This window comes from Pedobacter sp. AC379 (genome assembly GCF_979258145.1).
On record NZ_OZ409839.1, the window covers coordinates 764109 to 783149 of the forward strand.

Annotated in this window: 17 protein-coding genes; 8 read left to right on the forward strand and 9 right to left on the reverse strand. The window is 35.4% G+C overall.

The window, feature by feature from the left end; genetic code table 11:
* Window positions 1–39 precede the first annotated feature (39 nt).
* From panD to ACZZZW_RS03375, 3 genes are all read left to right on the forward strand, one after another.
* Window positions 40–390 carry an aspartate 1-decarboxylase gene (gene panD / locus ACZZZW_RS03365; RefSeq protein WP_055909206.1) on the forward strand — a complete coding sequence of 117 codons (351 nt, stop codon included), beginning with the start codon at window positions 40–42 and terminating at the stop codon, window positions 388–390.
* A 4-nt stretch (window positions 391–394) separates the two neighbouring features.
* Window positions 395–1375, forward strand: coding sequence for a lysylphosphatidylglycerol synthase transmembrane domain-containing protein (locus ACZZZW_RS03370; protein WP_463492261.1), 981 nt, complete (start codon window positions 395–397; stop codon window positions 1373–1375).
* 150 nt (window positions 1376–1525) lie between these two features.
* Window positions 1526–2665, forward strand: a complete 1140-nt coding sequence (locus ACZZZW_RS03375) for an acyl-CoA dehydrogenase (RefSeq protein ID WP_463492262.1) — start codon at window positions 1526–1528, stop codon at window positions 2663–2665.
* 63 nt (window positions 2666–2728) lie between these two features.
* Here the strand turns inward: ACZZZW_RS03375 and ACZZZW_RS03380 are convergent, their stop codons facing one another.
* Window positions 2729–3073 (reverse strand): phage holin family protein, encoded by a 345-nt coding sequence (locus tag ACZZZW_RS03380; protein WP_055909197.1) that lies wholly within the window; start codon window positions 3071–3073, stop codon window positions 2729–2731.
* A 63-nt stretch (window positions 3074–3136) separates the two neighbouring features.
* Here ACZZZW_RS03380 and ACZZZW_RS03385 point away from each other — a divergent pair, with 63 nt between their 5' ends.
* The 4 genes from ACZZZW_RS03385 (at window position 3137) to infB (ending at window position 8505) form a co-directional block, all read left to right on the forward strand.
* Window positions 3137–3523 carry a hypothetical protein gene (locus ACZZZW_RS03385; protein ID WP_157255409.1) on the forward strand — a complete coding sequence of 129 codons (387 nt, stop codon included), beginning with the start codon at window positions 3137–3139 and terminating at the stop codon, window positions 3521–3523.
* A gap of 121 nt (window positions 3524–3644) precedes the next feature.
* Window positions 3645–4109 (forward strand): ribosome assembly cofactor RimP, encoded by a 465-nt coding sequence (rimP, locus tag ACZZZW_RS03390; protein ID WP_055909192.1) that lies wholly within the window; start codon window positions 3645–3647, stop codon window positions 4107–4109.
* Between the two features lie 2 nt (window positions 4110–4111).
* On the forward strand, window positions 4112–5356 hold the full coding sequence (gene nusA / locus ACZZZW_RS03395) for a transcription termination factor NusA (protein WP_055909189.1): 1245 nt from the start codon (window positions 4112–4114) through the stop codon (window positions 5354–5356).
* A 62-nt stretch (window positions 5357–5418) separates the two neighbouring features.
* Window positions 5419–8505 (forward strand): translation initiation factor IF-2, encoded by a 3087-nt coding sequence (gene infB, locus ACZZZW_RS03400; protein WP_463492263.1) that lies wholly within the window; start codon window positions 5419–5421, stop codon window positions 8503–8505.
* Window positions 8506–8924: 419 nt separating this feature from the next.
* Here infB and ACZZZW_RS03405 read toward each other — a convergent pair whose 3' ends face one another.
* Together ACZZZW_RS03405 and ACZZZW_RS03410 are read right to left on the reverse strand one after the other, a co-directional pair.
* A complete protein-coding gene (locus ACZZZW_RS03405) occupies window positions 8925–10004 on the reverse strand; it encodes an acyltransferase family protein (protein WP_463492264.1) in 1080 nt (359 codons plus the stop codon).
* A gap of 2 nt (window positions 10005–10006) precedes the next feature.
* Window positions 10007–11014 (reverse strand): hypothetical protein, encoded by a 1008-nt coding sequence (locus ACZZZW_RS03410; protein ID WP_463492265.1) that lies wholly within the window; start codon window positions 11012–11014, stop codon window positions 10007–10009.
* Between the two features lie 246 nt (window positions 11015–11260).
* On the opposite strand from ACZZZW_RS03410, the gene ACZZZW_RS03415 reads away from it, so the two are divergent.
* Window positions 11261–12130 carry a glycosyltransferase gene (locus ACZZZW_RS03415; RefSeq protein ID WP_463492266.1) on the forward strand — a complete coding sequence of 290 codons (870 nt, stop codon included), beginning with the start codon at window positions 11261–11263 and terminating at the stop codon, window positions 12128–12130.
* Here the strand turns inward: ACZZZW_RS03415 and ACZZZW_RS03420 are convergent.
* From ACZZZW_RS03420 to ACZZZW_RS03445, 6 genes are all read right to left on the reverse strand, one after another.
* Window positions 12127–12933 (reverse strand): DUF5672 family protein, encoded by an 807-nt coding sequence (locus ACZZZW_RS03420; protein ID WP_463492267.1) that lies wholly within the window; start codon window positions 12931–12933, stop codon window positions 12127–12129. The two genes, ACZZZW_RS03415 and ACZZZW_RS03420, sit on opposite strands and share 4 nt — an antisense overlap.
* A gap of 1 nt (window position 12934) precedes the next feature.
* A complete protein-coding gene (locus ACZZZW_RS03425; protein ID WP_463492268.1) occupies window positions 12935–13759 on the reverse strand; it encodes a glycosyltransferase family 2 protein in 825 nt (274 codons plus the stop codon).
* Window positions 13760–13810: 51 nt separating this feature from the next.
* Window positions 13811–14977, reverse strand: coding sequence for a glycosyltransferase (locus ACZZZW_RS03430; protein ID WP_463492269.1), 1167 nt, complete (start codon window positions 14975–14977; stop codon window positions 13811–13813).
* A gap of 8 nt (window positions 14978–14985) precedes the next feature.
* Window positions 14986–16821, reverse strand: a complete 1836-nt coding sequence (locus ACZZZW_RS03435; RefSeq protein ID WP_463492270.1) for an ABC transporter ATP-binding protein — start codon at window positions 16819–16821, stop codon at window positions 14986–14988.
* 149 nt (window positions 16822–16970) lie between these two features.
* Window positions 16971–18044 (reverse strand): glycosyltransferase family 4 protein, encoded by a 1074-nt coding sequence (locus tag ACZZZW_RS03440; RefSeq protein ID WP_463492271.1) that lies wholly within the window; start codon window positions 18042–18044, stop codon window positions 16971–16973.
* Between the two features lie 57 nt (window positions 18045–18101).
* Window positions 18102–19031, reverse strand: coding sequence for a glycosyltransferase family 2 protein (locus ACZZZW_RS03445; RefSeq protein WP_463492272.1), 930 nt, complete (start codon window positions 19029–19031; stop codon window positions 18102–18104).
* Window positions 19032–19041: the final 10 nt, after the last annotated feature.

Genomic DNA, 19041 nt, shown 5'->3' on the forward strand with positions numbered 1-19041 from the left:
GATGACGGAAAACTCCAAACTGATTACTAACTTTGCCAAATGGTTATTACAATATTAAAATCGAAAATACACCGTGTTAAGGTAACACAGGCCGAATTAAATTATGTTGGCAGTATTACGATAGATGAGGATTTGATGGATGCAGCTAACATTATTGCTAATGAAAAGGTGCAGATTGTAAATAATAATAACGGCGCACGTTTCGAAACTTATGTAATTAAAGGCGAGCGCGGTACCGGAACCATCTGTTTAAACGGCGCAACAGCACGGTTAGCACAGCTTGGCGATATCCTTATTATCATGTCATACGGGTCACTACCAATAGAAGAAGCTAAAAAATACAACCCGATCCTTGTTTTTCCAGATGATAACAACCACTTGCTAAAATAACCTTGTGACATTCGACCTCAAAACAGCGCTAAAATACATCATCCTGTTTTTAATAGGAATAGGGGTATTATATTTAGCTTTTCGAGGTCAGGATTTAGGTAAGATTTGGCAGGAAATTAAAACTGCTGATTATTTTTGGGTCATCACATCTGCCGTGGCCGTTTGGATAGCGCACGTTTTACGGGCCCTGCGCTGGCAGATGCTCTATCAATCCATCCATTATAAAGTAAGTTTCTGGAGTGCTTATCATGCTGTAATGATCGGCTACCTTGCCAACCTGGCTTTGCCACGCTTTGGAGAAATTGGTCGCTGTTCCGTTATTCACAAAGCAGAAAAAGTACCTATGTTTGCCTCTATAGGTACTGTAATTACTGAGCGGCTTTTCGATATTGTAATGCTTTTGCTCACTAGCCTGGCCGTGCTGCTTTTTCAATACAACATTGTTTCGGGCTTTCTGTATAATACCATCTACCTCAACCTGGCAAAAAAAATAAACACCGTTAATTATTTGTGGCTTATTATAATCGGTATACTGGTTATAGTATTTATCGCAGCCGGAATCTATTTTCTCCGTCAAAAATTCAGCAAAAAATTCTTGCGCACATTTGTAAGCTTGCGCCAGGGGTTTGGTTCTTACAGTAAACTTAAACGAAAAGGATTATTTTTAACCTATACACTGGGAATATGGATTTTCTATTCACTCTCCATGTATTTTGCATTTTCATCTATTGAAGCTACTTCCGGTTTGCATTTTAACGCTGCTTTTACCGCAATTGTGTTTTCTGGTTTCGCAATGGCAGCCCCGGTTCAGGGCGGTATAGGTGTTTTCCACTGGATGGTTGCCCAATCCTTAGTATTGTACGCCGTATCTTTTAAAGATGGATTGGCCTATTCTACCATCATTCATTCCTCGCAGGTTTTGCTCATTCTCATTTTGGGGAGTTTGAGTTTATTCCTGATCCTGACCAAAAAAGAAACAAAATAACTCTTTATTTAGGCGTTTAACACGCTGCATGCCCTGGCTTTTTAATTATCCTTCCAATAAGCCCTAATTAAAAATAAATTACTATGCAGCCATAGTAATTTCAATCAGAAATGCTACATTTGATTTACTAACCTTTTATACATAAATGTTATGCATTTTGAATTAAGTGAAGAACAATTAATGATCCAACAGGCTGCACGCGATTTTGCGCAGCAGGAGTTAAAACCTGGGGTGATCGAAAGAGATGAGCATCAAAAATTTCCGGCAGAGCAAGTCAAAAAGCTTGGAGAATTAGGTTTCCTGGGAATGATGGTGAGCGAAAAATATAACGGTAGCGGACTGGATGCCATTTCTTACGTACTGGTGATGGAAGAGCTGTCTAAAATCGATGCCTCTGCCTCAGTAGTCGTTTCGGTAAATAATTCTTTGGTTTGCTACGGATTGGAGGCATATGGTAACGAAGCGCAAAAAGAAAAATATTTAAAACCATTGGCCGCTGGCGAAAAGATCGGGGCATTTTGTTTATCGGAGCCAGAAGCAGGATCTGATGCTACATCGCAGCGTACAACAGCAGAAGATAAGGGAGATTATTATTTGCTAAACGGTACTAAGAATTGGATTACCAATGGCAGTACTGCATCAACCTATCTCGTTATTGCGCAAACACATCCCGAATTAAGGCACAAAGGCATAAATGCTTTTATTGTAGAAAAAGGAACGGAAGGTTTTACCATTGGGCCAAAAGAAAATAAATTGGGTATCAGAGGTTCTGATACGCATTCTTTAATGTTTAACGATGTTAAAGTTCCGAAAGAAAACAGGATTGGTGAAGACGGTTTTGGCTTTAAGTTTGCCATGAAAACTTTAGAAGGGGGAAGGATAGGTATTGCTGCACAGGCTTTGGGCATTGCTCAAGGAGCTTTTGAGTTGGCTACGCAATATGCTAAAGAACGTAAATCTTTTGGTAAACCAATTGCTGAGCATCAGGCCATTGCATTTAAACTGGCCGATATGGCTACACAAATAGAAGCGGCCAGGTTGCTGGTGTACAAAGCCGCCTGGTTAAAAGATCAGGGATTGCCTTATACTCAGGCAGGATCAATGGCTAAACTTTTCGCCTCAAAAGTAGCAATGGATGTTACCATAGAAGCCGTACAGGTACATGGTGGTTACGGTTTCGTAAAAGAGTACCATGTAGAACGTTTAATGCGGGATGCCAAAATTACGCAGATTTATGAAGGTACTTCTGAGATACAAAAGATGGTTATATCGAGAGAAGTGATCCGTTAATTTTAAGCTTCGAGTTAGGAGCTTGGGCTTGTTAGTCCAAACCCTCAACTCGAAACGCCCAACTTATTCCTTCTCTCCGGCTACCGCACTAAATACTGCTTTGATCAGGGCAACAACTATGGCTAAAAATGCAGCTGCAATAAAGCCTGAAGTGTTAAAAGAAGTCATCATTTTATCCACCAATAAAATCATCAGCACGGTAATAATGAATGATACCAGGCCAAGCGTTAAGAAATTTACCGGAAAAGTTAACAACCTTAAAATAAACCCGATGGTTGCGTTAGCAAGTGCAATTAAAACCGCGGCGATAATGGCGTTTCCGTAACCATCTATAGTTACACCAGGCACAAGTCTTGCGCCAATAAAAAAGGCTAATCCCATTAAAAGGATTTCGATAATAAATCTCATAAATGTTTATTTTTGTTAATGTTTAAATGCTTTTTAAAATACACGGTTTTAATAGTTGTTTTCATGTTTGTACTTTCATGTTCGAATACAAACAACAAACCGATAATTAAGTTTTCGGTAGACAGCACTTCAATAGTAATTAAAAATATTGACGAGGCGAGCCTGTTGCAGGCTAAAAATGCCTATAAAGCTAACATTGATACACTTAATTTAATTTCGGTTTTAATAAAGCCGGGTGATCAGGATAGTATACAAGATGAATTGATTGTGCCCGGGAAGATTAAAATTGTAGGCGATTCGTTGGTTTTTAGTCCTGCTATGCCCTTTGTACAAGGAAAAGATTATTTAGTCGAAAGTTATTTGGGTGTAAAATTTGCAACCGTGGGAAATCTTATTTCGGGTACTGCAAAACATAATTTACAAGCACAACGACAAACACTTAAGCGGTAATAATCAGCATAATAATTACAGCAACTGTTTGATTTTTTGTAAAATTTTAGTACATTTGCATCGTAATCGAAGAAAAGAGAAGGGGACAGTGTCCCCTTTTTCTATGAAATCAGGTTAAAATATGCAGGTAGAAAAGAGAGTTGCAGTCCTCGTAGAGGAAAAGATAGCAGATCGGCCAGAACTGTTTTTGGTTGAAGTAAAAATGTTGCCAAACAATAAGCTGATTATCCATGTTGATGGCGACGAAGGCATTAGCATACAGGATTGTGTGGCAATAAGCAGGCATGTTGGTTTTCATCTCGAAGAAGAAAACACAATAGAACAGGCTTATAATTTAGAAGTTTCTTCTCCGGGTGTTGGTGAGCCTTTAAAACTGATCCGTCAGTACAATAAAAATATTGGCCGTACGGTAAGTATTAAATTGAAAGAAGGCTTAAAAAAGGAAGGAAAACTGCTGGAAGTAACTGAAAATAACCTGCTGATTGAAGAATCGGTTAAAGAAAAGGGAAAAAAGGCGGTAACCATTGAAACAAATGTTCCGTTTAATGATATATTAGAAACAAGTGTGTTAATTTCATTTAAGTAAAAATGAGTACTACAACAATTAATTTGATCGACTCTTTCCAAGAGTTTAAAGATTTCAAAAATATAGATCGCCCAACGGTGATCAGTGTGCTGGAAGAAGTTTTTCGTAGCATGTTGCGTAAAAAATACGGAACAGACGAAAACTGTGATGTTATTGTGAACCCTGATAACGGAGATTTGGAGATCTGGAGAACGAGAAAAGTAATGGAAGATGGCTTTTCTGAGGATGATGATTTAGAGATCGAACTTGCTGAAGTAGCTAAATTAGATAACACTTTGGAAGTTGGCGATGATTATATCGAGCAGATTACATTGGAAAGTTTTGGTCGCAGGGCAATTTTAGCAGCACGCCAAACTTTGGTTTCTAAAGTATTGGAGTTAGAGAAAGATGAAATTTTCAAAAAATATAAAGACAGGGTAGGCGAAATCGTTACTGGTGAAGTTTACCAGGTTTGGAAAAAAGAAACTTTGGTTTTGGATGATGAAGGTAACGAACTTTTAATGCCTAAAACGGAGCAGATTCCTGCAGATTATTTTAAAAAAGGTGATTCTGTGAGAGCGGTGATCTCTAAAGTAGAAATGATTAACGCAAATCCGAAAATTATCATTTCTAGAACAGCACCAGAGTTTTTACAACGTTTGTTCGAGCAAGAGGTTCCGGAAATTTTCGACGGTTTAATTACCATCAAAAAAATCGTACGCGAACCTGGCGAGCGTGCAAAAGTTGCTGTAGAATCGTATGATGACCGTATTGATCCGGTAGGTGCCTGTGTGGGTATGAAAGGATCGCGTATTCATGGTATTGTTCGCGAATTGAAAAACGAAAACATTGACGTGATTAATTTCACAAATAATATTTCATTATACATTACCCGTGCTTTAAGCCCGGCAAAAATCACTTCCATTAAATTGGATGATGAAACCAAACACGCATCGGTTTATTTAAAACCAGATCAGGTTTCATTGGCAATTGGCCGCGGTGGACATAACATTAAACTGGCTGGTAAACTAACCGGTTACGAAATTGATGTATATCGCGAGGCCGGAGAAGAAAGTGATGAAGATGTTGATTTAGAAGAATTCTCAGATGAGATTGATAGCTGGATCATTGATGAATTAAAGGCTATCGGTTGCGATACTGCTAAAAGTGTATTAGCACTTACTGTAGAAGATTTAGTGAAACGCACCGACCTTGAAGAGGAAACCATTAAAGAAGTGGTTCAAATTTTGAAGTCAGAATTTGAATAAGTGGTGTAATTGCCAAATAAACACTACTTTTGTATTAAATAAAAAACAATAACAGGAGCTAAATGTCAGACGACAAACCAATCATTTTAATTAAAGCTATTAAAGAACTTAATATAGGCATGGGTACGGCCGTTGAGTTTTTAAACAAAAAGGGGTTCTCTGCCGAGAAAAGCCCTATGTTTAAACTTACGGGAGACATGTATAATGCCTTATTGAAAGAGTATCAGGGAGATAAGATCGTAAGAGAAGAAGCCAAACAAATAGTGATTGGTAAAATACGTCGTGACGAGCCTGAGACTGAAAAGCCAGTAGAAGCGCCGAAGAAGAATACCGATTTTGAGAAAAACGAAGAGATTTTAATAAAAAATGCTCAGTCGTTTACTCCTCCACCGGTAGAAAAACCAAAGGTTGTAGAAACACCTAAGGTAGAAACGCCAGCGCCAACACCAGCACCTGCGGCAGCAGTTGAGCCAGTAAAAGAAGCAAAAGCAGAAGATAAGGTTGAAGAAACTGGATTACCAGGTGTTAAAATTGTAGGAAAGATTGATTTAAACGATCTTAACTCTAAAACACGCCTGGTTAAGCGCGAAGAAGCGCCTGTGGCACCAGCAGCTAAATCGCCAGAACCTGTAAAGCCAGTTGAACAGCCAAAAGCTGAAGAAAAACCAGTTGAGGTTAAAAAAGAAGAAACACCTGCTGCGCCTGCACCAGTTTTAGAAACACCAGTTGTTAAAGCTCCAGAGCCTGCAAAACCAGTTGAACAACCAAAAGTGGAAGAAAAACCAGCTGAAGTAAAACCGGCAAGCAACGAGCCTGAAGTAATTAAAGCGCGTACTGTTAAATTAACTGGACCGAACATCATTGGTAAAATTGTTTTACCAACCGTTCCAGATAGAAGAAATGGTCCGGTAGCATCATCTAGTGATAGTGAGGCTGCAAAACGCAAGCGTAAACGTAAAAAAACTCCGGGAGCACCAGGTCAGCCAGGTCAACATGGAGGTCAAGGTCAGCAAGGTCAAAATAATCCTGCAGGGCAGGGGCAAGGTCAAACTGGTGCGCCAGGGCAACCTCGTCAGCCTTATCAAGGCAACAGACCTGGAGGTGGCACACCATACCAGGGTAACAGACCAGCCGGGCAAGGTGGAACTCCATATCAGGGCAATAGAAATAACAACAACAACAGACCAGGTTTCCAAAATAGAAACGCTACCCCTAGCGGCCCTAAAGAAGAACCTACTGAGAAAGAAATTCAAGATCAGATTAAAGCAACACTTGCCCGTTTAAGTGGAGCAGGTAAATCTGGGAAATTTGCACAACGTGCTAAATTACGTCGTCAGAAACGTGATGATGTAGCGTTTAATGCTGAAGAAGCTGCAAATGAGCTTGAATCGCAATCGAAAATATTAAAAGTAACAGAGTTTGTTACGGCTAACGAGTTAGCAAGCATGATGGATGTACCAGTTACCAAAATTATTGGTACCTGTATGAGTCTTGGTATGTTCGTTTCCATCAATCAGCGTTTAGATGCAGAAACGTTAACTATTGTAGCAGATGAGTTTGGTTACGAGATTCAATTCGTTAAACCAGATGAAGATGAAGAAAATGTAATTGAGGAAGAAGATAACGAGGCAGATTTAATCGAAAGAGCTCCGGTTGTAACGATTATGGGTCACGTCGATCACGGTAAAACCTCATTGCTGGATTATATCCGTAAGGCAAATGTAGTGGCTGGTGAGGCCGGTGGTATTACACAGCACATCGGTGCTTACATGGTAACTACGCCAACCGGTAAAAAAGTAACTTTCTTAGATACTCCAGGTCACGAAGCATTTACCGCGATGCGTGCACGTGGTGCCAAGGCAGCAGATATTGCAATTATTGTTATCGCTGCGGATGATGCAGTGATGCCTCAAACAAAAGAGGCAATTAACCACGCACAAGCAGCAGGTGTACCATTGGTATTTGCTTTTACTAAAGTAGATAAACCAGGTGCAAATGCAGATAAAGTACGTGAGCAGTTATCGGTAATGAATATTTTGGTTGAAGATTGGGGTGGTAAATATCAATCACAGGAAATTTCAAGCAAAAGTGGCTTAAACGTTGATTTACTTTTAGATAAAGTATTATTAGAGGCTGAATTATTAGAACTTAAAGCAAATCCGAATAAGAGAGCTACAGGAACTGTAATTGAGTCGGCATTAGATAAAGGACGTGGTATTGTAACTACAGTATTGGTTCAGGCTGGTACATTAAGGGTTGGAGATCCAATCTTAGCAGGTAGTTACAGCGGACGTGTAAAAGCATTAACCAACGAGCGTGGTGCTAAAGTAGATTCAGCAGGTCCATCACAACCGGTACAGGTTTTGGGTATGCAAGGTGCACCTACAGCAGGTGATCGATTTAATGCTTTAGAAAGTGAAACTGAAGCGCGTGATATTGCAAATAAACGTATGCAATTGCAACGTGAGCAGGGATTACGTACTCAGAAACACATTACATTGGATGAGATCGGCCGTCGTTTGGCAATTGGTAACTTTAAAGAGCTTAACATCATTGTTAAAGGTGATGTGGATGGATCGATCGAAGCATTAGCCGATTCATTGTTAAAACTGTCTACTGAGCAGATTCAGATCAATATCATCAGTAAGGGTGTTGGTCAGATTTCAGAATCTGATGTATTGTTAGCTTCAGCATCTGACGCGATTATTATCGGTTTCCAGGTTCGTCCATCAACAGGTGCGCGTAAACTAGCAGAAGCAGAACAAATTGATATCCGTTTATATTCTATCATTTACGATGCAATCAATGAGATTAAATCGGCAATGGAAGGTATGTTGGATCCAGAATTTGAAGAGAAAATTGTGGCTAACGTTGAAATCCGTGAGACTTTCAAAATTACTAAAGTGGGTACCATTGCAGGTTGTATGGTATTGGATGGTAAGATTACCCGTAACAGCAAGATCCGTATCGTTAGAGATGGTGTTGTAGTGTACACAGGTGAACTGGCATCGTTAAAACGCTTTAAAGATGATGTAAAAGAGGTTAATAAAGGTTATGAGTGTGGTTTAAACATCCAGAACTTTAATAACATCGAAGTTGGGGATATCGTTGAAGCTTACGAACAAGTAGAAGTAGCTAGAAAACTGTAAATAATACAACATATTATAAAATTAAAGTGGCCCCATAAAGGCCACTTTTTTTGTTGTTGTTATCTGATAGTTGAAATTGACGGAAGTTAAGTACATTTTATTTTAGAAAAACTTAAAATAACTATAAAAGATTCTGTGAAGTTTTCCTGCGGTCTCGATTTCGAATCTATTTTTAAAATAATACAAACATATTTAAGACAAGTTATTTGTGACTTGCTTTTACCTGAGGTTTAATGGTCATAAGTAAGATTAGAATATCGATAATATTGATGCTACTTTTTTGCAAATGTAACATTGTCTTTTCAAATTATTGCATTTGAAAGAAGCCTGTTTAATTTAGAGCCTCCTAACTTAGTAAGTTTTATTTTTTGTTGCAATGATTAATACGGATCATTTATCTATACCATTATCAATCATTTTTACCTTCCTATTATCCATCTGGCTTTTGGAATTTTGTTAATAATTGATACAATTAGGATTGAACCAGTATATACAATAATGAATGTTATCAATTGAACGCTTAGGACGTAATAGGCTGATTTATTTTCAAGTATTATTTGAAGTGGCTTGAAAATCAAAGGCATCAATCTAAAGATTAAGATTTGATGTATAAGATATATCCCAAAGGTGAAAATACTCGGGTTAAATTTTTTGATCTGGATTTTAGAGCCAAGTTTATATAAAAAAACAAAGCTCAGGAGCGAATAAATGATATTGGTTATTCTTAAAGTATTAAAAGGATCAGCAGGTAACAGCTTGAGTAGGTTATAGCTCTCTAAACTTGCCAAAGAGAAAGTTATAATTAATAATATAAAAATCAAAGTCATTGAGGTTTTGTCAACCATAGCTTTAAACTGGTCATAGTATTTATTAATCTGTACACCTAACCATAAATAAAATATGAATCCAAACAAGGCTGTTGTATGCGAAGTAGGAATAAGATCTATGTAAAGATTAACAGAATAAAAAAGTGATAACAATAAAAGTGCGACGCCTAGTTTTATGGAATATAAATACTTTCTAAAGAAAAGGAGAATTGCTATACACAGCAAAAAATTAGGAATAAACCAATAACTGGTATTAAAAACAATATTTCCGAGGTCTGATAAAATTGTTTCAATACTAATATTCAATAAAATATTATCCCCGTACTTAATGTTCTTAACAATAACATCCAGGTAAGTTGTTAAGAGCAATATTATTACCCAAAATAACCAGGGCTTCAATGTATTTTGTGCTCTCCGTTGGAGATATTCCTTAGTACTATATTTTGTAAATTTATCGCCAATCAAAAAACCTGCTAACAGGAAAAATATAATGGTACCAAACTTGAAGACTTGCAGGCTTAGAATTTGAACTATTTTTTCATTTAAGGTGTTAAATTTAGCTACAAAAAAGAAAGAACTGTGTTCCATTACAATTCCTATCATCGAGATAAAGCGTAAAGAATCTATGAAGGCGTAATTTATTTTCGGAGTATTGATGTTAGAATTGCTCAATTTTAATTTTTGTTAAATACATTTTTAACTGCATCATCGAAGTTTTCTTTTTCATCCATGATTTTTTTTCTATAACTACTGAATAGCTTAATCTTTGCTTCAAAATTATATAAAGTCAGCACAATTTGATTGACAACAGCCTCAGGTGAATCTTTAGTTTCATCAAACTTAAACCCTTCTGGTAAAGGTACATCATCTTGAAATGCTGCTGATCCTTGGCTCCCTGTAATAACACAACAAGACATCAATATTGCTTCCCTCGGCATTCTTTCTTGACCTGGATGGTACCCAAAGTCAATATAGAGTTTGCTTTTATTCATCCAATTTGCAACTTCATCGGGTGTCATCTCAATCAGTGCTTTCCAATGAAGATCTGAGCTTAATTCTTTAATCCGATTCAGGTATTCTCCATTCTTTTTAGGATTATATAATAAAATGTCCTCTTTAGGTGTATGCTTAGCTATTTTACTGTAAAATGAATCGCTCATATAATCTGAAATTTTACCAATGATCTCCATTCTATTAGTTTTAAGAAAATCCAGAGAAAAATGTGAATGAGCAAGGTTTAAAACCTTCTTTCTTTTTATAGCTGAAAGCGTTGGAAGAGGATTATATTTTTTAGGGTCTAAAAAAGACTTAATAGTATAAAATTTTTTATGTTTTACAGCCTGTTTTTTCTCATCAAAAATTATATGGTAATTAGTTACGCTTAACCACCAGATAATTTTCTTCACTGCTGAAAATTCAGATTGGAATATTGGATCCAAATATGTTTCTGGAAGAATCAGAAAGTTGTTTTTATTGTTTATTACCTTATCAGTATAGGGTACATTATATTTTACATAATTCTCGTGTACAGGATTTACTTCTTCACTAACTATGTAGTGCATAAAAACGTTATGACCTAGGTTATGGAGCCTATGTCCGAGTTGATGAAGGGCTTCCGGCCCCCCAGTTGCAAAATTTGCTGGGCAGAAGATATAAAATATAGAATCTGAATTAATCTGCATGAAAGGTTTATGTGTTAATCAATATCAAAAATAATCAATTATGTAAGTTTCAAAAGATAATTCTTTGATCGTAGTATACAAATGCTGTTTTATCATCTATATGATAACCCTGTCCTATAAATATTACTCATTTAACGTAGAGAAAAAGCTAAATGAACACAAGATGTTGAATTGGGAATGTTTTATATTGTACTGGTTATATAATTTTCAAAGTCCTTAAAGATTTTTATTTTATTTTTGAGCAAGATGATATCAATAATTATAGCTTCCGTAAATAAAGATCAGCTTTCTGACCTTAGGGAGAACATTGCCGCAACCATCGGAGTAGAACACGAAATTATAAGTTTTGATAACGCTGATGGAAAGCGTGGATTATGCGAAATTTATAATGAAGGTGCAAAGCTGGCAAAACATAAGCTACTTTGTTATATGCACGAGGATATTAGTATTAAAACAAAAGATTGGGGCAATATAGTTGCAGATACTTTTAATGAAGATCAAAAAATAGGATTGATTGGTATAGCAGGAAGTAGTTATAAAACCAAAGTTCCGTCTGGATGGTTTTGTAGTGCTGGTGAAAAAAAAATCAATTATATTAATATTCTTCAACGTTATAAATTTAGTGAAGAGAAAACAGAGCACATTTCAAAAAACTTGAAAAATGAAAAATATTCAAACGTAGTAGTTGTAGATGGAGTTTGGTTCTGTACCAAAAAAGAAATCGTTGAAGCTCATAATTTTGATGAAGAAACATTTAAACAATTCCATTGCTATGATCTGGATTTTTCACTTCAAGTACAACAAACACATCGTGCTGTTGTAACTTTTCAAGTGTTATTAGAACATTTCTCAGAAGGAAATTATTCTAAAACCTGGATAGAGGAAACATTAAAATTGCATGAAAAATGGGCTGCTGATTTACCAATAGATGTAGAAGGATTATCAAAAAAAGAAATTTTATTTGCCGAAAAACATTCATTCAAGTTCTTCCTAAAGCAGATGAAAATATCTGGATATAAAAAGGAAGCAATATTTAGAGTTTTTTGGAGAAGTAAACTAAAAAAAAATAATTTAAGTCTGTTTTTAATGTTAAATAAAGAAATCTGGCGGAGTTAAATCAGATAACCTGCTTCTTTGAAGTAAGGTTTCCAAAAACTGATATTTTTATCCCATGCATGGCAACCAAAAGGCATATTTCCTTTAATTAAAGTCATTGCCATTTGCGGAGCTGTTTCAATGGAAAAGTTCAATGCTTTTTTGTAATGAGGGATTTTTATTCTCTTCTTTTTTCGATTTACTTCTATGGTCCAAAACATATCTTCATTATAATCGCTGCTTTTTCGGCCAAGGTAATTCTCTACAAGTTCTTTTTCTTGAATGCAGATATCATAAAAAGATTTAACTTTTCTCAACGAAAGGCCACCGTTACCGACATGATTGTATAATTGTCTTTCAATATCTGGTCGCCCTTGCTTATCAAGTAAATTATATCTTCTGTGCAAATAGGATCTAAGCCTCTCTTTAGTCTTTTTAAATAAAGTTGGAAATTCTTTTTCTCTCAACCATGGTGCACCTATATAATCATAACCTAAGCTGCACCAATATTGTAATTCATTTTTAAACACAAAAGCATCCAACTGATAGATGAGTAGGTAGCTATAATCCAAAAACTTCTCATAAAAAAGTGCCGAAAGCATCAAGTCATTGTAACTAAACACGCTCTTAAAATAAATACTCGGCAGAGATATCTCCCGATAAGAAAATTCTATCTTGATATCCGATATTTCTAAATCATCTGGTTTAAGTAGTACAATATCATAGTCAGACAATAACTTTCCACATTGAGTGAAAGCTATCTTTTCATAAATTGAAAGCTCAGACTTATAAACCGGTATTACAATTACACAAGAACTATTCATTTTAGTTTCGATGAAATTTTGGCAAAAATAAAAGAATAAGATTCATAAAACTTTTTAAAATCTTGTAGGCTATAGGATACTTTTTAATATGCATAAGTTGTTCTGCCTTTTTAAACTTTATCTCTTTCAAATAATCATAATCCTTTACAAATTCAGGGAAATATTTATTCAAAGAAACTTCTCTTTCTTTATTGATTTCTGGATGATTCTCTGAATTTGCAGATATTCCAGTTCCATCATAAGTTACAATTACACAGTCTAAATGTTTATACGAAGCCTCACGTTTACAAATTGCATAAGTGAAAAATTCCCAATCGGATGCAATTTTGAAGTTCTCATTGTATAAAAAAATATCCTTAAAAAGCTTTGATTTAATAAAACTTGCCTGATGAGAAATGTTTTGTTCATAAAAAAAAGCAAAATTTAACTTTTTAGGAAACGTGCGGATTTCTTTTTTGATTCCATCAATGTGTAGGATATCTCCGTAGTAAATATCATATTTCCCATTTAATTCAGCATTCAATTTCTCTAAAATTGTATTATCAATTAAAGAATCCCCACTGTTTAAAAACATCAGATAATCACCTGTTGAAATCTTAATGCCTTTATTCATCGCATTGTAGATACCACTATCAGGTTCAGATACAGAATAGCTAAAAAATGAAGAATATGTATTAATAACATCTTTACTTCCATCCAAACTGTTTCCATCAATTATAATAAACTCAAAATCTTGCCAAGTTTGGCTTACAACACTTTGAATCGTTTTTAGTAATCCTGCCTTATTGTTGTAATTGATCGTTATAATTGATAATTTTTTGCCCATAATTGAGATTTTGAAAAAATGTGCTAAATGATTTCAATTTATTTTAAGTCACTAAAACATATCAAAAATAGTATCCAATTTTTTATAGCATTCTTCCTTTTCATAATTCATGCTAAAAGCCATCAATGCATTTTCTGCTTGTTTTTTATATTCTGCTTCGTTTGTTAAGAGTTTCATGATATTGTTTCCAAATTCCACCGGGTCATCACTCACCAAGCAACCGTTATTGGTTTTGTTAATCAGCCCATCAACACCTCTGGTATTGCAAACTATCGGTATGCCGAAAGATAATGCTTCTACTACTTTTATTTTAGTTCCTGTGCCTGTTAACATAGGACATAGTGCTACTCTCGCATTTTGGTAATAGATTGATAAATCTTCGGCGAAATTTATTGAAATAATATTGGGTGCCTTTATAGATAAATGCTCATTAATTTGCCCGATTATGCAGATCTGGATATTGCCGGGTAAAAGTGGATACACCTCGTTAAAAAACCAATGAGCAGATTTTTGATTGTGGATATTATCACTTGCCACATAGATCAAATCATATTGTTTTTCTTTTACAAGGTTATCGTTTTCGGGCTTATCAAGCATCATTGGGGCTAATACAACCTTATTTTTGCTAAATTGACTAAAAATATACTGTTCTTCTACAGAAATGGCTAAAACAATATCGAATAAAGAAATTCTTCTAATTTCTTCTTTAAAAGATTGCCCTATATCATTTTTTCTTTGATGTTGGGCAGTTATAAAATCGTGAGTATCAATTACCTTAACAGTATTTTTTGTGAATTGGTTGTTTTCTACCAGTGTTGCCCAACTTGCATAATTAATAAAGATATAATCGTAATTGTTGCTTTTTAAAATTTTTTTGAATGCCCTTTTAAATCGCATGGTCACCAATTCAGGAAATTGAAGTGGAAAAAACCATGCCTTATTTTGATAGAAAAAGTTTGGCAATTTATAGAATAGAAGATAAAAGAGTATATTTTTTTTCGAAGGCTTCTTTTTAATCACGTAGGTATTGTTGGCAAAACCTGAATCTTCGAATGCTTTAATATCTGTCTCATTCCAACGTCCGGTAAAATACTCGCTAACAAAATCTATTTCGAAATTTCTTGATTTAAAATAGCTTAACATGCTCAATGCCCGTGTTCTGTTGCCCGCATTTTTTTTAAGCGGATTATCAGGCATGAAAAATAGTACTCTCCTCATTTAAATATTTAGTCGTTAAAAGCCTGCATATCAATTAAACGCCTGTATAAACCATTTTTATTCATTAATTCATTGTGACTACCGGTTTCTACCACACTACCTTTATCTATCACAACAATTTTATCAGCGTGTTGTATGGTACTTAAACGGTGAGCAATTACGATAGAAGTGCGATTTTTCATCAGATTATTTAACGCATCCTGTACTAATTTTTCCGATTCGGTATCTAAAGCAGAAGTTGCCTCATCCAGTAACATAATTGGCGGATTAGCCAATACAGCCCTGGCAATACATACGCGCTGTTTCTGCCCACCCGAAAGTTTATTTCCTCTATCCCCAACAAAAGATTGATAACCGTTTTCTGTATTTTCAATAAAATCGTGCGCATTTGCAATTTTTGCGGCTGCAACAACCTCTTCTATGGTCGCATCAGGCTTGGCAAATGCAATGTTATTGAAAATTGTATCGTTAAATAAAAAGGATTCTTGATTAACGGTTCCCATTTGTGCCCTGATGCTTTCTACGGTAAGTGTTCTGTAATCGTGGCCATCAATTTTTATTGCACCTGATTTTGGATCATGGAAACGCGGAATCAGATCCATTAAAGTACTTTTTCCACCTCCCGATGGGCCAACAAGCGCCACTGTTTGACCTTTTTCAATGTCGAAAGTTATTGAGTTCAAAATCTGTTTTTCTCCATAATTAAATGATACATCCTGAAAGCTGATTGTGCTGTTAAAGCCATTAAGTATTTCAGCATTTGGTTGATTTACTAACAATGGTTTAGTGTCTATTAGGTCTAAAACGCGTTCACCTGCTGCAATTCCAGAGTGGATTCCGCTAAACGAGTCTGTTAATGCTTTCGCAGGCCGCATTACCTGAGAAAAAATAGCGATGTAAGCAATAAAATCTGAAGCTGTTAAAGCATTTTTATCATTATGCAATATTAATGATCCACCATACCAAACAATAATCGAAATCATTAGAACGCCAAGAAATTCAGAAACTGGTGAGCCAAGTTGTTGCCGTCTGACCATTTTGCGCGTTAAGTTGGAATAAAATATATTTTCCTGGTTAAATTTATTCTTAATTCGCTCTGTGGAATTAAAAGCTTTTATGATTTTAATCCCACTTAATGCCTCATCTAAAAAGCCGATCATTTTAGCAAAAGATTCGTGCGATTCTTTTGCTTGTTGCTTTAATCTTTTTACAATTTTACTGATAATAAATGCAGAAATTGGAATCACTAATAAAGAAAATAAGGTAAGCTTGGTAGATATGTTAAATAAGAGAACAACATACACAATTAGTGTCACGGGTTCTTTAAAAACAACCTGAAGTGTGTTGGTAACGGTAAATTGAACTACTTGCACATCCGATGCAACTTTAGAAATAATATCACCTTTTCTCTCATTATTAAAATAACCTACATGAAGATTCATTACATTATTAAAAACCTGTTTCCTAAAGTTTAGCAATGTATGCACTCTTAAATCTTCCATATAACGTTGGGAGAAATACCTAAAAAGGTTCGAAAGCAATACCGAGATAACAATAATGATGCAAATATATAGTAGCGTAGTCTCGATGGTGTTAACTTTGATAGAATGGTTAACAAAATCCCTTAATTTGCCAAGTAAACTGAATGAGGAAGCAGCTTTATCGGTTAAACTAGGGGTTTGACAAGTTTGCTTGTTAGCATTTAAAAGTGTTTCAAATAATGGAGATAATAAAGCCAGATTGAAGGTTCCAAATAAAATAGAAAGCAATGTTGTAATAACATAAGGTATTGCAAACTTCTCTATAGGCTTGGCAAATGATAGTAAACGAAAATAAGTTTTCATTATGTATTGTATATATAACGGAACTTAGGCAAGTGCCTAGCCGACAAAAAAATATAATAAGATTGTGGCAAATGTACGGTTTTTCATATATATCAATAAGATGATATAAATCTTACTTCTATAAGTTGAATTTTGAGCTTTTCGTAAATTTAAGAGATTGAAGGTTGGTTAATCAGGCATTCCTGATACAGATTTAAATATTGGCTGGCCGCTCTTTCCCATGAAAATTTTTCTGCTTGCATAACCGCCTCATTGTAGCGATTATTTTGTAAAAAGTCGTTCATTCCTTTTTTAAACACATCCTGCATGTGTTCTGGTTCGAAATTATCGAAGTAATAAGCAACCTCGCCACCAACTTCGGGCAAAGAAGTGAATTTTGAAAGAAACACCGGTTTCCCAAAATGCATGGCTTCGATAACAGGAAGCCCGAAACCTTCGGCAACAGAAGGGAATAAGAATGCATCGCAGTTTTTGTAGTACCACGCTTTGTCTTCATCAGAGATTGGCCCGGTAATATGAACCCGGTCTAAACAATTATATTTTTCGGCCTCCTCTAAAATCCTCTGTTTATGTGGGGTTTCCCTGCCTGAAATAACAAGGTGAAAATCATTCTCTTTTAACAAAGCGGGTAGCAGATGAAATCCTTTCTGAACCGATAACAAGCCGATAGTAAATAAGAAAGGTTTTGGTGGCACAAAGCTAGGAATATATTTTTCCGCTGAGATCAGTTTATCGGCTCCGTTGTAAATTACGCTTACTTTACCATCAGCTTCTGGAAAATAGTGTAAAACATCGTTGGCAACAAATTGAGAAATACATACTATTCTGTCACATTGTGCAATTAACTTACCCAGTTTTTTTAAATATACCTGAATTCTATGTGGCTTGCTAAATTTTAAATGTACCTTGTTCATATCATGAACGGTCATTATTTTTTTTGCATTTACTTTGCCAGGTCTTAATCTGCAGGTCTGATCTGAAAGATGAACAACATCGAAATCATTTTTTTCCTTAAAAAATAATCTGTCCAATCTGGATAGATAAATGAGATCAACCAGGCCATTAAAAAGGTATTGAGTATGTTTAAAAACGTAAAATTTTAATTTAAATCTTCCTTTGTTTTCCTGGATTAATGCATCACCCAATCCTTTTCCAAACGAAAAATAACCGCAATTGGCATCTTTCATCGAATCAAAAGTTACTAAAACATCAGGTTTTTTCATCAGGTGTTATTTTACAAATTGAAAATTATGCAAATATAAGTAGATTTAAGTTGAGGCCTATTTCACAATTTTATAATTCCGGTATTCGAACAACCGCAATCCGGTTAAATCTTCAATTTTTTGTAAAACTTTTCTTCGGAAATTCATTTTAGGGGTTTCCTGGGTCAAATCTTTTTCAAATTTCCAGTTCGCTGCTTCAATTCTGGCCTGCATTACTTTTGGATGGCTACCTTTAAAATGAACCAAACGATCGGCGTTGTGCATATCATAGGTATCTTGAACCGGGTAATTTTCTTCAATCCATTCTTCTGTTTGGTAAAATTGATTAAAGTTGCGCACTTTTCCCTGTAATCCTTTTGGTGGTTTTACCCAGCCATAGTGATATATATAGGCATCTATTAATTTAACCTTAAGTTTTCGATCATTGATTCTAAACCCTTGTGCATCCCGATAAGAATGGACGCCAGGTAAGTTTTTGATAATTCTAACTTCTCTTCTATACCAGCGCCTCGATTCTGCCAGGTAATCATAAGAGGCATAAAAGTGTTTATATTTTAAAAGCAAGGCTTCAACGTTATTATTGTTGAGTTCTGCCTCCATCTCTTTTTTAATCAAGGGGAGATGATCTTCATGTATGGCTTCGTCGCCTTGAATATAGATCATCCAATCCGTATCATCACTAATTTCTGCCAGTGCCTTATTTGTTTCATCAGCAAAAACGCGACCGCCTTCCCGTATACTTTCATCCCAAATGGTATTAATCGTTCTTATTTTTTGATCAATGCTTTTTACCATTTCTGAAGTTTCATCAGTTGAGTTTCCTAGCGCAACTATAAAATCATCGCACAATGGCAGTACCGAAAGTATTGCTTCTTTGGCAGGGTAATCATTAACAATTGCATTTCTTAAAAAGGTAAAACCAGTAACTTTCATCCAGATTTGTTGTTGATGGCCTGATGTGGCTAATAATTTTGTTAATTTGTACAAAGATAGTTTT

What these genes read in the sequence shown, in the direction of transcription:
- panD (WP_055909206.1), top strand. Translation starts at nt 40, where the DNA reads ATGGTTATTACAATATTAAAATCGAAAATACACCGTGTTAAGGTAACA.
- ACZZZW_RS03375 (WP_463492262.1), top strand. Translation starts at nt 1,526, where the DNA reads ATGCATTTTGAATTAAGTGAAGAACAATTAATGATCCAACAGGCTGCA.
- ACZZZW_RS03380 (WP_055909197.1), bottom strand. Translation starts at nt 3,073, where the DNA reads ATGAGATTTATTATCGAAATCCTTTTAATGGGATTAGCCTTTTTTATT.
- ACZZZW_RS03385 (WP_157255409.1), top strand. Translation starts at nt 3,137, where the DNA reads ATGTTTGTACTTTCATGTTCGAATACAAACAACAAACCGATAATTAAG.
- rimP (WP_055909192.1), top strand. Translation starts at nt 3,645, where the DNA reads ATGCAGGTAGAAAAGAGAGTTGCAGTCCTCGTAGAGGAAAAGATAGCA.
- nusA (WP_055909189.1), top strand. Translation starts at nt 4,112, where the DNA reads ATGAGTACTACAACAATTAATTTGATCGACTCTTTCCAAGAGTTTAAA.
- infB (WP_463492263.1), top strand. Translation starts at nt 5,419, where the DNA reads ATGTCAGACGACAAACCAATCATTTTAATTAAAGCTATTAAAGAACTT.
- ACZZZW_RS03410 (WP_463492265.1), bottom strand. Translation starts at nt 11,014, where the DNA reads ATGCAGATTAATTCAGATTCTATATTTTATATCTTCTGCCCAGCAAAT.
- ACZZZW_RS03415 (WP_463492266.1), top strand. Translation starts at nt 11,261, where the DNA reads ATGATATCAATAATTATAGCTTCCGTAAATAAAGATCAGCTTTCTGAC.
- ACZZZW_RS03420 (WP_463492267.1), bottom strand. Translation starts at nt 12,933, where the DNA reads ATGAATAGTTCTTGTGTAATTGTAATACCGGTTTATAAGTCTGAGCTT.
- ACZZZW_RS03425 (WP_463492268.1), bottom strand. Translation starts at nt 13,759, where the DNA reads ATGGGCAAAAAATTATCAATTATAACGATCAATTACAACAATAAGGCA.
- ACZZZW_RS03430 (WP_463492269.1), bottom strand. Translation starts at nt 14,977, where the DNA reads ATGAGGAGAGTACTATTTTTCATGCCTGATAATCCGCTTAAAAAAAAT.
- ACZZZW_RS03435 (WP_463492270.1), bottom strand. Translation starts at nt 16,821, where the DNA reads ATGAAAACTTATTTTCGTTTACTATCATTTGCCAAGCCTATAGAGAAG.
- ACZZZW_RS03440 (WP_463492271.1), bottom strand. Translation starts at nt 18,044, where the DNA reads ATGAAAAAACCTGATGTTTTAGTAACTTTTGATTCGATGAAAGATGCC.